9 protein-coding genes are annotated in these 14,197 nt (G+C 70.1%); 3 read left to right on the forward strand and 6 right to left on the reverse strand.

Annotated features, from left to right (window positions below):
• Positions 1 to 12 precede the first annotated feature (12 nt).
• Positions 13 to 957 carry an inositol-3-phosphate synthase gene (locus tag AB0B94_RS23040; RefSeq protein ID WP_357283580.1) on the forward strand — a complete coding sequence of 315 codons (945 nt, stop codon included), beginning with the start codon at positions 13 to 15 and terminating at the stop codon, positions 955 to 957.
• A gap of 12 nt (positions 958 to 969) precedes the next feature.
• On the opposite strand, the gene glgA is transcribed toward AB0B94_RS23040, so the two are convergent.
• Complete coding sequence (gene glgA, locus AB0B94_RS23045) at positions 970 to 2,187, reverse strand: glycogen synthase (protein ID WP_357283584.1); 1,218 nt, start codon at positions 2,185 to 2,187, stop codon at positions 970 to 972.
• Positions 2,188 to 2,257: 70 nt separating this feature from the next.
• Here glgA and glgC point away from each other — a divergent pair, with 70 nt between their 5' ends.
• Positions 2,258 to 3,490, forward strand: a complete 1,233-nt coding sequence (glgC, locus tag AB0B94_RS23050) for a glucose-1-phosphate adenylyltransferase (protein WP_357283587.1) — start codon at positions 2,258 to 2,260, stop codon at positions 3,488 to 3,490.
• 31 nt (positions 3,491 to 3,521) lie between these two features.
• Positions 3,522 to 5,165: a phosphoglucomutase (alpha-D-glucose-1,6-bisphosphate-dependent) gene (pgm, locus tag AB0B94_RS23055; protein WP_357283593.1), complete on the forward strand. Its 1,644-nt coding sequence runs from the start codon at positions 3,522 to 3,524 to the stop codon at positions 5,163 to 5,165.
• Between the two features lie 134 nt (positions 5,166 to 5,299).
• On the opposite strand, the gene AB0B94_RS23060 is transcribed toward pgm, so the two are convergent.
• The 5 genes from AB0B94_RS23060 to AB0B94_RS23080 form a co-directional block, all read right to left on the reverse strand.
• Positions 5,300 to 6,232, reverse strand: coding sequence for an NAD(+)/NADH kinase (locus AB0B94_RS23060; RefSeq protein WP_357283596.1), 933 nt, complete (start codon positions 6,230 to 6,232; stop codon positions 5,300 to 5,302).
• A 91-nt stretch (positions 6,233 to 6,323) separates the two neighbouring features.
• A complete protein-coding gene (locus AB0B94_RS23065) occupies positions 6,324 to 9,431 on the reverse strand; it encodes a M14 family zinc carboxypeptidase (protein ID WP_357283599.1) in 3,108 nt (1,035 codons plus the stop codon).
• A gap of 254 nt (positions 9,432 to 9,685) precedes the next feature.
• Positions 9,686 to 11,569, reverse strand: coding sequence for a nucleoside-diphosphate sugar epimerase/dehydratase (locus AB0B94_RS23070; protein ID WP_357283602.1), 1,884 nt, complete (start codon positions 11,567 to 11,569; stop codon positions 9,686 to 9,688).
• Positions 11,570 to 11,674: 105 nt separating this feature from the next.
• The gene (locus AB0B94_RS23075; protein ID WP_357283606.1) at positions 11,675 to 12,925 is read right to left on the reverse strand and encodes a glycosyltransferase family 4 protein; all 1,251 of its coding nucleotides are present in this window, start codon (positions 12,923 to 12,925) and stop codon (positions 11,675 to 11,677) included.
• Positions 12,922 to 14,190 carry a glycosyltransferase family 4 protein gene (locus tag AB0B94_RS23080; protein WP_357283609.1) on the reverse strand — a complete coding sequence of 423 codons (1,269 nt, stop codon included), beginning with the start codon at positions 14,188 to 14,190 and terminating at the stop codon, positions 12,922 to 12,924. The genes AB0B94_RS23075 and AB0B94_RS23080 overlap by 4 nt, the downstream gene beginning before the upstream one ends.
• Between the last annotated feature and the right edge of the window lie 7 nt (positions 14,191 to 14,197).

A 14,197-nucleotide genomic window follows, 5' to 3' on the forward strand; every position in this document is an offset into this window, starting at 1 on the left:
TAGCCTCCGGCCATGATCGAACGGGTGAGAGTCGCGGTTGTCGGCGTCGGTAACAACACCTCGGCACTGGTGCAGGGGCTTGCTCTCTACCGCCAGAGCGGCAGCCTGGTCGGCATCCGCAGGCCGACGATCGACGGGCTCGGGGTGGGGGACATCGACATCGTGGCAGCCTTCGCCACCTCCGCGGAGAAGATCGGTCAGGACCTGACCGAGGCGATCTTCCTGCCGCCCAACAACTTCCCTCGGCTGAACTGCGATCTGCCCCGGGCGGGTGTGCCGGTCACGAAGGGCCTCATCGACGCGAGCGGGGTACAGCGGGTGGCGGCGGCGCTGGCAGGGGCGGAGGTGCTGCTCTACTCGGCACCCAGTGGCCGGCCGGAGACCGCCCAGGCGTACGCCGAGGCGGCCCACACCGCTGGCGTCGCCTTCATCAACACGACCTCCGACCCGGTCGCCCGCGACTCACGGCTGCTGGGCAGGTTCGAGTCAGCCGGGCTGCCGTTGCTCGGTGACGACCTGGCCAGCCAGTTCGGCACCTCGGTGCTGCACAACGCGCTGCTGCGGCTGCTCCAGGAGCGGGGCCTCACCCTGGTCAGCTCCTACCAGGTCAACCTGGGCGGCACCGAAGACTTCCGCAACCTGGTCGAGAACCCCGACAGCAAGAAGCAGTCCAAGCTCAACGCCCTGTCGGCCGGTGGCGACGTCGAGGTGGCCCCGCTCGGGTACCTGCCGCATCTCGCGTCGCAGAAGGTGGCTCACCTCAACCTTGAGGCGCAGGGCTGGGGTGAGACAGCGGTGAGCCTCGACGTGAAGCTGAAGGTGCACGATCCGAGCGGTGCCGCCGGCGTCAACATCGACCTGATCCGCATCGCGGCCAGCGCGCTACGCAACGGGCGTGGTGGTCACGCTGCCGAGGCGACGTCGTTGCTCAAGTCGCCACCGGGAACGGCGATCTGAAATCCGTCCCGCTCAGGCCGCGCCGACGGAGCGGTAGACCTCCACTGTCTGTCGGGCGATCGCGTCCCAGGAGAAGTGCTGCACCGCGCGCCGCCGGCCGGCCAGCCCGAACCGCTCGGTGCGCGCCGGGTCGGCGAGCAGCGTGTTGATCGCGGCCGCCAGGTCGGCCACGAAGCGGTCCGGGTCCAGTGGGGTGCCGGAGCCGTCGGTGGCCTGCGCGATCGGCACCAGCAGGCCGGTCTCGTCGTCGGCCACGACCTCGGGGATGCCGCCGGTAGCGGTCGCCACCACTGCCGTCTCGCAGGCCATCGCCTCCAGGTTGACGATGCCCATCGGTTCGTAGACCGACGGGCAGACGAAGACCGTGGCGTGCGTGAGCACCTGGATCACCTCGGGCTTGGGCAGCATCTCGGCCACCCAGACCACGCCGGAGCGGTTGGCCCGCAGCTCGGCGACCAGCTCCTCCACCTCGGCGGCGATCTCGGCGGTGTCCGGCGCACCGGCGAGCAGGACGAGTTGGGTGTCCGCCGGCAACTCCCGGGCGGCCCGCAGCAGGTACGGCAGCCCCTTCTGCCGGGTGATCCTGCCCACGTAGACCACGCTCGGGCGGGACGGGTCGACGCCGAGCCGGTCGAGCACGTCGGTGCCCTGATCCGGGGCGTACTGGATGGTGTCGATGCCGTTGTAGACCACCCGGACCCGGTCGGGGTCGATCTGCGGGTACGCGGTGAGCACGTCGTTGCGCATCCCGCCGCTGACCGCGATCACCGCGTCGGCGGCCTCCATCGCGGTGCGCTCGATCCAGGAGGAGAGCGCGTAACCGCCGCCGAGCTGCTCGGCCTTCCACGGCCGCAGCGGCTCCAGGCTGTGCGCGGTCACCACGTGCGGCACCCCGTGCAGCAGCTTCGCGGTGTGGCCGGCCAGGTTCGCGTACCAGGTGTGGCTGTGCACCACGTCGGTGCCGGCCGCGCCGGCGGCCATCTCCAGATCCACGCCCATCGTGCGCAGCGCGGCGTTCGCGCCGGTCAGCCCCGGCGGTTCGGCGTACGCGGTGACGCCCGGCTCGGTGCGTGGCAGTCCGAAGCAGTGCACCCGTACGTCGGCGAGGCGGCGCAACTCCCGAGCCAGGTACTCGACGTGCACGCCCGCGCCGCCGTAGACCTCCGGTGGGTACTCGCGGGTGAGCAGATCGACGCGCAGGGATCCGGTGGCCGGGGAGGAGTCGGTCATGTGCGCACCCTAGTGCAGAAGACTCCCCGTACGAGTGGTGAAGTGGGACGCGGGTGGATAGCGTCGGGGCATGGCTGCCAAGGTGCTCGCGATCGTCCTGGCGGGTGGGGAGGGCAAGCGCCTGATGCCACTCACCACGGATCGGGCCAAGCCGGCCGTCCCGTTCGGCGGGATGTACCGCATGGTCGACTTCGTCCTCTCCAACCTGGCCAACGCCGGCTATCTCAAGATCGTCGTGCTGACCCAGTACAAGTCCCACTCCCTCGACCGACACATCACCAAGACCTGGCGGATGTCCACGCTGCTCGGCAACTACGTCACCCCGGTGCCGGCGCAGCAGCGTCGTGGCCCGTGGTGGTTCGCCGGCTCGGCCGACGCCATCTACCAGAGCTTCAACCTGATCAACGACGAGCAGCCCGACTACGTGATCGTCTTCGGCGCCGACCACATCTACCGGATGGACCCGCGGCAGATGGTGGAGGACCACATCGCCTCCGGCGCGGCGGTGACGGTGGCCGGCATCCGCCAGCCGCTGTCGATGGCCGACCAGTTCGGCGTCATCGAGGTCGGCGAGGACGGCAAGCGGATCCGGGCGTTCCGCGAGAAGCCCACCGACGCTGTCGGTCTGCCCGACGCGCCGGACGAGATCTACGCCTCGATGGGCAACTACGTCTTCACCACCCGGGCGCTCTGCGAGGCGGTCGAGCGCGACGCCGACGACAAGTCCAGCAAGCACGACATGGGCGGCAGCATCATCCCGATGCTCGTCGAACGCGGCGAGGCCAACGTCTACGACTTCCGCGACAACGAGGTGCCGGGCAGCACCGACCGTGACCGCGGCTACTGGCGGGACGTGGGAACGCTCGACTCGTTCTACGACGCGCACATGGATCTGATCAACGTGCACCCCGTCTTCAACATGTACAACTTCGACTGGCCGATCTACACGGAGCAGCCGCCGTGGCCGCCGGCGAAGTTCGTGCACCAGTGGGGTGAGCGGGTCGGCCGAGCGGTCGGCTCGATGGTTTCCCCTGGTGTGGTGATCTCCGGCTCGTTGGTGGAGAACTCGATCGTCTCGCCGAAGGTGCGGGTGCACTCCTGGGCGCACGTCGAGGGCTCGGTGCTGATGGAGGGTGTGGAGATCGGCCGGCACGCTGTGGTCCGGCGGGCCATCCTGGACAAGAACGTGTTCGTCCCGGAGGGCGTCGAGATCGGCGTCGACCTGGAGAAGGACCGGCAGCGTTACACCGTTTCCGACAACGGCATCGTGGTGATCGGCAAGGGCCAGAAGGTCGTGCCGTGACCGACAGGCACTCCCCGAGGAGGATCCCGCAGTGACCCACCCCCGTGCCGGCCAGCCCGCCGAGCCCGCCGACCTGGTCGACGTGCCGCGCCTGGTGACCGCCTACTACGCCGAGCATCCGGATCCCGCGGACCCGGCCCAGCAGGTCTCCTTCGGCACCTCCGGCCACCGCGGCTCCAGCCTGCGCAACGCGTTCAACTCCGACCACATCCTGGCGGTCACCCAGGCGCTCTGCGACTACCGGCGCGACCAGGGGCTGGACGGGCCGCTCTTCCTCGCCCGGGACACCCACGCGCTCTCCGCGCCGGCCGCTGTGGACGCCCTGGAGGTGCTCGCCGCGAACGGGGTCACCGTGCTGGTGGACAGCCGCGACGGTTACACCCCGACCCCGGCGCTGTCGCACGCGATCCTCACGCACAACCGTGGGCGGACCAGCGGGCTCGCCGACGGCATCGTGATCACCCCGTCGCACAACCCGCCCGACGACGGCGGTTTCAAGTACAACCCCACAAACGGCGGGCCGGCCGACACCGACGTGACCCGGTGGATCCAGGACCGGGCCAACGCCATCCTCGCCGCCGGGCTCAAGGAGGTCCGCCGGATCACCTACGCGCGGGCGCGGGCCGCCGACACCACAGGGAAGTACGACTTCCTCGCCAACTACGTCGACGACCTGCCGGCGGCGATCGACATCGACGCGATCCGCGATGCGGGGATCCGCATCGGCGCGGACCCGTTGGGCGGGGCGAGCGTGGCGTACTGGGGTGAGATCGCCGAGCGGCACCGCCTGGACCTGACGGTGGTCAACCCGACTGTCGACCCGACCTGGCGGTTCATGACCCTGGACGGCGACGGCAAGATCCGGATGGACTGCTCCTCGCCGAACGCGATGGCGTCGCTGATCGCCGCGCGGGCCGACTACCAGATCTCCACCGGCAACGACGCCGACGCCGACCGGCACGGAATCGTCACCCCGGACGCCGGGCTGATGAACCCCAACCACTACCTGGCGGTGGCGATTCGTCACCTGTTCCGCACCCGCACCGAGTGGGGGCCGGACGCGGCGGTGGGCAAGACACTGGTCTCCTCGTCGATGATCGACCGGGTCGCCGCCGACCTGGGTCGGCCGCTGCTGGAGGTGCCGGTCGGCTTCAAGTGGTTCGTCCCCGGCCTGCTCGACGGCGCGGTCGGCTTCGGTGGCGAGGAGAGCGCCGGGGCGTCGTTCCTGCGGCGCGACGGCTCGACCTGGACCACCGACAAGGACGGCCTGCTGCTCTGCCTGCTCGCCGCCGAGATCCAGGCCACCACCGGCCGCAGCCCGAGCGAGCACTGGGCGGAGTTGGCCGAGCGTTTCGGCGCGCCCGCGTACGCCCGGATCGACGCTCCGGCCACCCGGGAGCAGAAGGCGGTGCTCGGCAAGCTCTCCCCGGAGCAGGTCACCGCGACCGAGCTTGCCGGTGAGCCGATCACCGCGACGCTGACCACCGCACCCGGTAACGGCGCGGCGATCGGCGGCCTCAAGGTCAGCACCGAGTCCGGCTGGTTCGCCGCCCGTCCGTCCGGCACCGAGGACGTCTACAAGATCTACGCCGAGTCCTTCCAGGGCCCCGACCACCTCAAGCAGATCCAGGAAGAGGCCAAAACCCTGGTAGACCAAGCCCTAACCCAGGCCTAACCCCACCCCCCACCCCTCCCAGCCTCCACCTCCCGGTGATCAAGAGGTTTGCGTCACGACACGCCGGTCGGCATGACGCAAACCTCTTGATCAACGGTGCCGGGGCGGGGGCGGGGGGAGCAGGGTGGGGGGGGTTAGCAGGGTGGGGGGTCGGCGGGTGGGGGTAGTTGTTGGCCGCGTCGGCGCAGCTCTTCGGGGAGCAGCTCGCGGAGTTGCTCGGGGAGGAACGGCAGGTCGAGCAGCGTCATCTTCAACTGGTTGCGCTCCTGGTAGCGCAGCGGGTCGAAGCGGACCACCAGACCGGCATCGCGGCGGTACGAGATGTCCACCGTCCCCTCCGTCGCCGCGTCGCGGAACACCAACCCGTCCATCTCCACGACCACCGGCGACGAGTTGGGCTGCAGCTCCAACCGGATCTTCTCGTCCGGAGAGAGCACCACCGCCCGGGAGATGCCGGCCATCGGCGCCGCCGGCGTGATCACCACCGAGTCCGCCGCCGGGGAGATCAGCGGACCACCGGCGGCGTAGCTGTACGCCGTCGAGCCGATCGGAGTGCTGACCACCACGGCGTCGCTGCGGTAGTAGCCGTACTGCTGGCCGTCGATGGCGAGCGTGACGCTGACGAAGCCGGCGCCCGGTTGACGAACCAACGCGATGTCGTTGAACGCCACGATGTCGTCGCCGCAGACGTCGCAGGCGAGGCAGGCGTGCGACTCGATGGTGAAATCCTTCGACAGCAGCCGGCTCAGCGCTTCGGGCAACTCCGGCGGTTCGACTTCGACGAGAAACCCCAGACGACCCAGGTGTACGCCGAGAACCGGCTTGGGGTCGCCGATGGCGGAGCGCAGCGCACCCAGCATCGTGCCGTCACCGCCGATGCTGATCAACGCGTCGGCGCGGGTCGCGACCTCACCCGCCGGCACCGGCTCGACGCCGGACGGGACGCGGTGCTGGTCCTCCTCGCGCACCATCAGCGTCTTGTGGTGACGCGTCGCCCACCGCTCGATGATCCCGACCACCTCGGTGACATCCCGGGTGGGGTGCAGCACAAGTCCCAGCCCCGACACCCGTACAGCTCATCACATCGCTGGCGGGCGCACCCGGCGTACGGCAAAGGTGTGCCGGCGGCCCGCGGACCGCCGGCACACCTCGCCGCCATCAGGGGCGGGGCTGCCCGGTGAGGTGGGTCAACGAGCGGGCGACCAGGTCGTCGCGGTCCGCCGGAGGGAGACCCTCCAACCCGAAGCCCAGGTACACCGTGTCCCCGGTGACCACCACCGAGCCCTCCTCGAACGCCTGCTGGCTGCGCGACCAGTCGTTGGCGTTGCCGGCGGAGCCGGGCGGTGGCCCGGCCACCGTCCAGCCACCCAGGTCGGCCGACTCGAACGAGGTATCCGCGACCGTCGACCCGTCGACCAGCACCCGGGCGTCGTCCACGAAGACGCCGAGACCCTGGGTGCTCCAGTCCGAGGCGTACGTGATCGACACCTCGACCTGCTTACCGGCGTAGCCCGACAGGTCGGCCACGAACTCCTTCCAGCCTCCCGACGATCCGCTCGCCGCGTTCCAGCTGCCGGTGCTCCCGGTGGGGGAGCAGTCCGCGCCCTGGTAGTGCGCGAGGAACGGGTGCAACTGCTCCACCCAACCCTCGACGCAGCTCTCCCCGGTGACAGCGCTGGTCTTGCCGTTGGCGTCCGGCAGGGTCGTCCAGTCGTCGCTACCCACCTCGTGCGCCTCGACGAACATGAAGTCCCAGTCCTGCTCGATCTCGTAGGAGGTGAAGAAGCGCAACTCCGCGCTGCTCGCCCCGGTGAGATCCACAGTGCGCGTGAGTCGCTTGTACGACTCGTCGGTCTGCCCGCTGTACAGGTACCACTCACCCGTGCGCGGATCGAACGGCGCGCCGCCCGGTCGGGTCCAGCCCACCGGCGCGGAGCTGGCGAACTGCGGGAACTCGTCCGGCGGCAGGAAGCTCGACGTGGTCAGGAACGAGGCGGTGTGCGCCTGGTTCTCCGCCGAGCCGGAGGCGTTCAGCTGCCCGTCGAAGCCGGTGAACGCCGCGTCGGTCCCGGCGACCGGGTACGGCTCCCCGTCCGGGCTGGTTCCGCCGTCGCTGACGTAGCTGTGCGCGCCCAGCCAGTACTGCTGGAAGTCGTTCAACAGCGGCAGACAGCTGGCGGCCTCGGCGTCGGTGCACTCCGGTGGCGCGTCCGGGTGATAGACGTACGATCCGTTGGCGCCCTGCGCGAACAACGCGTACTGGCCGCTGACGAGCAGTTTGCCGCCCTCGTTCAGGTAGTCCCGGACGGCCAACTCGGTCTCCAGTGCCGCCCTGGCCGTCGTGCCGGCCACCTGACCGGGGGAGCGCAGGATCACGTCGTCGCCGGTCTCCCAGACCACCGCCTCGTAGTGCGACAGCACGCCGAGCGGGTGCGGCGCCGTGCGGCCCATCGCGTCGAAGTCGTACACGTCGCTGCTGCGCCCGGCGGCGCCCAGCGACGCCGCGACCTCGTCGGCGTACTTCGCGGTGGCGCCGGTCTGCGCCGGACTGAGGCCGGTGACGTCCTCCACCGCGAGGACCAGCACGTCACCGCCGATGTCGTTGTGCACCCGGTAGGTGAAGTGTTCGCTGGCCACCACCCCGGCACGCGGCTTGTTCCCGGTGAACCAGACCTCCACCCGGTCGCCCGGCTTCGCGCCGCTGACAGTGCCCCGTAGCTCGGCGTAGTAGTCGTCGTGGGTGTCGCCGTACCGCTCGCCGCCGCGCCACTCGCGGACCGCTACCGTCTTCGGTCGCGCACCGTTGACCGTGTAGTGCATCCGCACGTTCCTCAGCGCCCGACGGGTGATCGCGGCGACCTGCTGGGTGCGCCCGTACGAGGTGTCGAAGGCGTCGACAACGAAGTCCGGAGTGCTCCTACCGACCACCGAGACCGGGTCGTCCGGGTCCGCCGCCGACCGGGCCACGGCCAACGCGAACGGTAGGTTCTTGTTCACCTCGCCAGCGATCAGCGCCTCGTCGTCGGGGAAGATGAAGCCGCTGACGCAGTCCTCGGGGCGCCACTGGTCGTCCGGGTCGACGGCCGAGGCGGCCTCGCAGGTGGACATCTCCGGGGTGAAGCCCAGCGTGCCGTACCTGACGGTGGCGTGACTGTCGGTGTCACCGTTTGTGGTGTACAGCTCCGCGGAGATGTCCGGGTCGTAGCCGGGCACCGCGGGGTGCGCGTCGTCCCCGACCATCGCCTTGTAGATCTCGTCGTCCGGGCTGGGGGTGCTCACCTGCCAGCCGATGCCGTAGAGCAGCAGTTCGGCCGCCGAGTGGTAGTTGACGAAGAACTCGAACCCGACCCGCTTGAAGAGCCGGTCCAGCGCCTTGGTCTCCGGCTCGGAGTTGGGGCCCGGGCCCCGGTAGGTCTCGCTGTTCGGCTCCGGCGACGAGCCCTCGTTGTCGTAGCCCCACTTGTAGCTGAAGTTGCGGTTGAGGTCGACGCCGTCGCCGGAGCCGACCTGCCCGTCGCCGTTGTTGTCCCGCAGGTTCTTGCGCCACAGACGGTTGCCGGGGGTGAACGTGAAGTCGTAGCCGTCCGGGTTGGCGACCGGCAGGAACCACAGCTCGGTCGTGTCCAGCAGTCGGGTGATCTCCCGGTCGGTGCCGTAGCTGTCCAGCACGTGATGCATCAGCCGGCGGGTCATCTCCGGTGTGATCCACTCGCGGGCGTGCTGGGCACCGGCGTAGAGCACCGCCGGTCGCCGGCCGTCAGCGACGGTCCGCGCGTTCTTGGTGACCTTCACGGCGACGATCGGTTGCCCCTGCTGGCTGCGACCGATCGTCTCCACCTTGGTCAGCTTGGGATACCGGGCCGCTGTGGCGTTCAACTCGTCTCGCAGGCCGCCCGGCTCACCGTAGGGACGGAAACTCGTCCAGCCGGCGGCGGCCTGCTCCCGCAGCGCCTGCGACGCGTCCTTGCCTCGCACCTTCTTCACCGACAGCGGTACGCCCTTGTCGGTCAACCGCTTCGCCTGCCGTCTGCTGAGGACCGTCTCGACAGTGGTACGGCCGGACGCGTCCGTCTTCGCGTCGTGTCCGAGGTCGACCCCCGCCGCGCGCAGTTGCTCGCGCTGTTTCGCGTCGACAGTGCCGACGTACACCTCCAGGCCGTCGCGCGCGCCCGGGTCGGACGGCGGCCGCGCGCTGGCCGGTGGGGTCAGTGCCAGTGCGCCGAGCAGGGTGAGCACGCCGGCGATCGCCAGTCGTCTCGGTCTCATCGCGCCTCCTTGGGTGAAGGACCTGTAGGCGCGAGCCTTCGGTGTGCCGCTATCGATGTCAATCAGTCGATGGGAGCTTCGTTGCTGACCGTGTCGACTTTGGTGCCGGGTGTGACGCTCAACGCGAGGCGGACCCGCGTCGTGGGTGGCCGCTCGTCGGAGCACCTCACGATGGTCGAGTCGGGCCGGCAAGCCGTACCCCGCAGGCGCGTCGAGGATTCATCCGGGACGCCACCTGCGGGGTCGGCGTCGACTCAGCTCGCGCTGGGTGCCGGAGCTGTCGACTTGACGGCCTGCTGCGCGACGATGCCGGTCGACTGGCCGCACAGCCACGCCAGGCGGTCGATGATCTTCTCTGGGTCTTCGAACGGGTCCAGCGTGGTGATCTCGATGGGGTCGAGTGGGGGCACCGCCACGTGCGAGATGAGCGGGTGCAGCGGACGGAGGTCCCGCTCACCAGCGCCGATCAGAGCCTCGTGGAGTTTCTCACCCGGCCGGAGCCCGGTGTAGACGATCTGGACCGGCCCCGGCGCCTGGCTCGCCAACTGGCGAGCGATGTCGTCGATCCGTACCGGCTCACCCATGTCGAGGACGAGCGCCTCGCCGTCGCGGCCGATGCCGGCGGCCTGCAGCACCAGGTGCACCGCCTCCTGCACTGTCATCAGGTAGCGCGTCACGTCGGGGTGGGTGACGGTGATCGGCAGTCCCGCCTCGATCTGGGCCCGGAACGCCGTGACCACCGACCCTCGGCTGGACAGGACGTTGCCGAAGCGGACGCTGAGGAACGTGCCGCCGTGCGTCGCGGCGGCGTTCGCTGTCAACCGCTCCGTGATCCGCTTGGAGTAGCCGAGAACACTGACCGGGTCAGCGGCCTTGTCGGTCGAGATGTTGACGAACCTCGCCACGTCGCGGCACGCGTTGAGCACCGTCTGCGTGCCGAACACGTTCGTCTTCACCGCCTCGCCCGGGTGGCGTTGCAGCAGTGTCAGGTGTTTCAGGGCCGCGGCGTGGAACACGATGTCGGGTCGGCGTTCCGCCATCACCCGCCGGATCCGTTCCTCGTCGCGCAGGTCGGCGAGAATCAGCTCGGGGCTGTCCAACATCGCGCGACCCGACATCGACAGTTGCAAGGCGTGCAGGGCCGACTCGTCGCGGTCGAGCATCATCAGCTCGCCCGGATCGGCCCGCATGATCTGGCGGCACAGCTCGGAGCCGATCGACCCACCGGCGCCGGTCACCAGGATCCGGCGTCCGCGCAGCTGGGACTCCGCATCCCGGAGGTCGCCGATCACCTGTCGTCGGCCGAGCAGGTCCGCCATGTCCGGGTCGCGGACGTCGCTGACCGTGATCCGATGGTCGACCAGTTCCCGTACCGAAGGAAGGATCTTGAACGTCGCTCCGGTCTTCAGGGTGCTCTCGCGGACCTCGTTGATCAGTTCGGAGTCGGCGTTGGCGGCGGAGAAGATCACCATTTTCGCGCCGGTACGCCGCACGACAGTGTCGATGTCAGAGCGACGGCCGAGCACGCGCACGCCCGCCAGCGACAGGTGGCGTTTCTGCGGGTCGTCATCGAGCATCCCGACCGGCAGGAACTGCCCTGCCGGGTCACTCAGCATGGCCCGCAGGAGCCCCTGACCGGCTGAGCCCGCGCCGAAGAGCAGGACCGGTTCCGCTCGGCCGGCGTCCGGGCGCAACGTCCGGTCGCTGCGGCTGCGGTACGCCAGACGGGTGCCGAGCATGACGGTCAGCGCGATCGCCGCGCCGACGAGTGGCGTGCTCGCGGGCACCGGTCGGGACGTCATGGGCACGAGTGCGATCAGCAGGAGCACGCCGGTGGTCAGGGCCGTTTTGGCGAGCCCCTGCATCTCCTCGACGCTGCCCAGGGGGTGCCGGCCGGACAGGTTGCGGCGAACGGCGGACACTGCGACGTGCGCGGCCGCGGCGACCACGCCCATGCCGATCGCACGGGCCAGGGCGGGACCGGTGAGCGAGAACTCGAAGCGCACCCACGCGGCGACGGCGAAACCCGCGATCCAGGCGAGGGCGTCCGCTGCGAGGAGGCTGCCGGCCAGTCGGACGTTGCGGTGCGACCGAACGAGGCGTGTGGACTCGCTGGGGCTTGTCCCCAAAAGTGGCATGTGGAAACTCCTGCTGCGATAGCGGCCCATCCCGGGGTAAACCACCAAGATGGTCTTATTAACGTCCTACCAAAACTAATCACTTTATGACTGATTTTTGGCTATTCACGAAGTTTGTCCCGCTATTGACCTGGTTGGTTGGCGTGGCACCACCGCCCCCCGCAGCACGTCCTCGAACCGTTCGAAGAGCAGGTCGCGGTCGAACTCGTTGGCCGCGACCACCCGTGCCGCGGCCCGCGCCGCAGTGGTCCGGGCCGGATCACTGACGAACGCGCCAGCGAGCGTCGCCGCGGCGGCCGGATCTCCCGCGGGCAGCACGACTCCGGCCCCGCTGCGGCGCAGGATGTCGGCGATCCACCCCTCGTGGTTGACCGCTACCGGTCGACCGGCGGCCCACCCGTCGAAGACCTTGTTGGCCGAGTTGGCGTGCAACGCGGGCTCGTCGCGCACCGTCGACACGGCGAGATCGCAGGCACCGAAGAACGCCACCACCTCGGCCTTCGGCACCTGGTCGACCATGAACAGGTTTCGGTCCAGGACGTCGGACGCGGCTGCCTGTGCGCGCACCTGTGCCGCCTCCGCGCCCTGCCCGACGAGCGCGATCCGCACGTCGGGGTGGTCACGGCGCAGCGTCGCGGCCATCCGCACCAGATAACCCACGTCGTTGACGAACCCGAGCGTCCCCGCGTACAGGATCAGCGGACGGTCGCCCAACCACGGCGTGCGATCCCGTAGCGCCCGACCGGCAGCGTCCGCGTCGGCGAACAGCTGACGGTCGCAACCGTTGGGAATGACTGTCACCGCAGCCCCGGGGTGCCGCGCCCGAACGCCCGCCGCCATCCCCGGCGACAGCGCCAGGATGTGTGCGGCGTTGCGGTAGGCCCATCCCTCCAGGCCGGTGGCCGCACGCCGCGTCAGCGGCGACCGCAACGCGCCCAGCGCGATAGGCACCTCCGGCCAGAGATCGCGTACCTCCAGCACCATCGGCGTCCGGCGGCGGCGGGCGGAGTAGACAGCGGGCAACGCGATGGTCAGCGGAGTGCTGGTAGCGAAGACGACGTCCTGCTCCAGCGACGCCGCACGCGGCGCCGCCAACCGGGCGAACTGCCCGAAGGCCGAGATCCGTTCCCGAATGGACATCGCGTTGCGATAGGGGACGGCCGCCCAGTGCACCACCACGCCCGCCTCGACAGTGGTCCGCCAGGTCTGCCTGGCGTCCGACGAGGACTCGGTGTCGCTGGTCACCACGTGCACGTCGTGGCCGTTGCGGACCAGACGCCTGGCGAACTCGTAGGACCGGGTGCCCCCGGACATGGCCGGTGTGCGGAAGTACTGGTGCAGGTAGACGATCCTCACCGGGCCGCCCCGTCCCGCCGTTGTCCGGCTCGGTCGGTGCTCAGCCGCCGGTAGCACTCCTGCACTACGGAGACCTGGCGTGACCAGGACTCCGACGTCTCGATGAAGCGCCTGTTGCGCTCTTGCAGAGCCGGCTCCAACGGGCGGGCGGCCATGAGCTGGTCCGCCAGCGCGGTCTCCAACGGCCCGCTGACGATGTCGGCCGCCATGCCGTCCTCGACCATCTCGCGATACGGCGGCAGATCCGCGAGCAGAAGCCGGCAACCGGCGAGCGCCGCCTCCAGCACAGTGCAGCTGCGCTGGTCGAAGCGAGGAACCGAGATGCTCACCTCACTCGCCCGCATCAGCCGGAAGGTGTCCTCGGGTGTCAATGACCGGTCCACCACCGTGACTCGTCCGGGTAGGCTCGCGGCGAGCTCGTGGGCTTGCGCGACGCACCGCCGCTGCGCCTGAGCGGCCGCCGCCTCGGCCGGACGGTGCCCGGCCAGGACGACGAGGTGAAGGTCCGGACGAGCGGCGGCCACCCGGGCGAACGCCCGCAGGACCTCGGGCGTGCGGTAGACGGGACCGGCCGTCCGGGCGGCGAACAGCACTGTCGCGTCGGCCGGGATGCCGAATTCGGCCCGCACCGACGCTGGCGTCACGGTGTCCCGGAGCGCGAACAGCTTGTCGTCCACGCCCCACGACACGGTGCGGGTGCTCTCCGCCGGTATCCGGTAGCGCTCGATGATCTCCGTACGGACCGACTCCGCGGTGGGGAGGACGAGGTCGGAGCGGCGCAGGGCGGCTCGGGCGACCCACCTGCGGACCCTGGACCGACGCGCCGACTGCAGGTCGACCCCCCAGGGCGTGACCACCCGGGCGGGTCGACGCGGGGCCAGCAGCGACAGCAGACCCGCCATCCCTACCGAGTGCACGTGCAGCACGTCGGGGCGAACCTCGCGAGTCTGCCGGCGCAGCCACCAGCCGGCGGCGGCGAGCTGCCACACCGCCCCCCACCGCCCGTTGCGGGTCCGGCCGGTCCCGGGCGCCACGCGCAGTTCGACGCCGTCGATCGGCTCCGCGTCGATCCAGCTGACGGCGATGACCGGATGACCGCGTTCGGCCAGCGCGACAGCCCACTTGCGGGCGTGCAGCGAACTCGCGCCGCAGAGCAACATCACCGACGGAAGCACGGGCGTGGGGGCCGAGTCCGGGACGGCCCGCTGCCGACGCGGCTGGTCGTGGCTCTCGACCCTCGGTGTGTCGGGACGTGTCGCTGTCACCTTCGTC

It is taken from the genome of Micromonospora sp. NPDC048986 (assembly GCF_040649335.1).
Taxonomy (GTDB): domain Bacteria; phylum Actinomycetota; class Actinomycetes; order Mycobacteriales; family Micromonosporaceae; genus Micromonospora; species Micromonospora alfalfae.

What these genes read in the sequence shown, in the direction of transcription:
- glgC (WP_357283587.1), top strand. Translation starts at nt 2,258, where the DNA reads ATGGCTGCCAAGGTGCTCGCGATCGTCCTGGCGGGTGGGGAGGGCAAG.
- AB0B94_RS23065 (WP_357283599.1), bottom strand. Translation starts at nt 9,431, where the DNA reads ATGAGACCGAGACGACTGGCGATCGCCGGCGTGCTCACCCTGCTCGGC.
- AB0B94_RS23040 (WP_357283580.1), top strand. Translation starts at nt 13, where the DNA reads ATGATCGAACGGGTGAGAGTCGCGGTTGTCGGCGTCGGTAACAACACC.
- glgA (WP_357283584.1), bottom strand. Translation starts at nt 2,187, where the DNA reads ATGACCGACTCCTCCCCGGCCACCGGATCCCTGCGCGTCGATCTGCTC.
- AB0B94_RS23070 (WP_357283602.1), bottom strand. Translation starts at nt 11,569, where the DNA reads ATGCCACTTTTGGGGACAAGCCCCAGCGAGTCCACACGCCTCGTTCGG.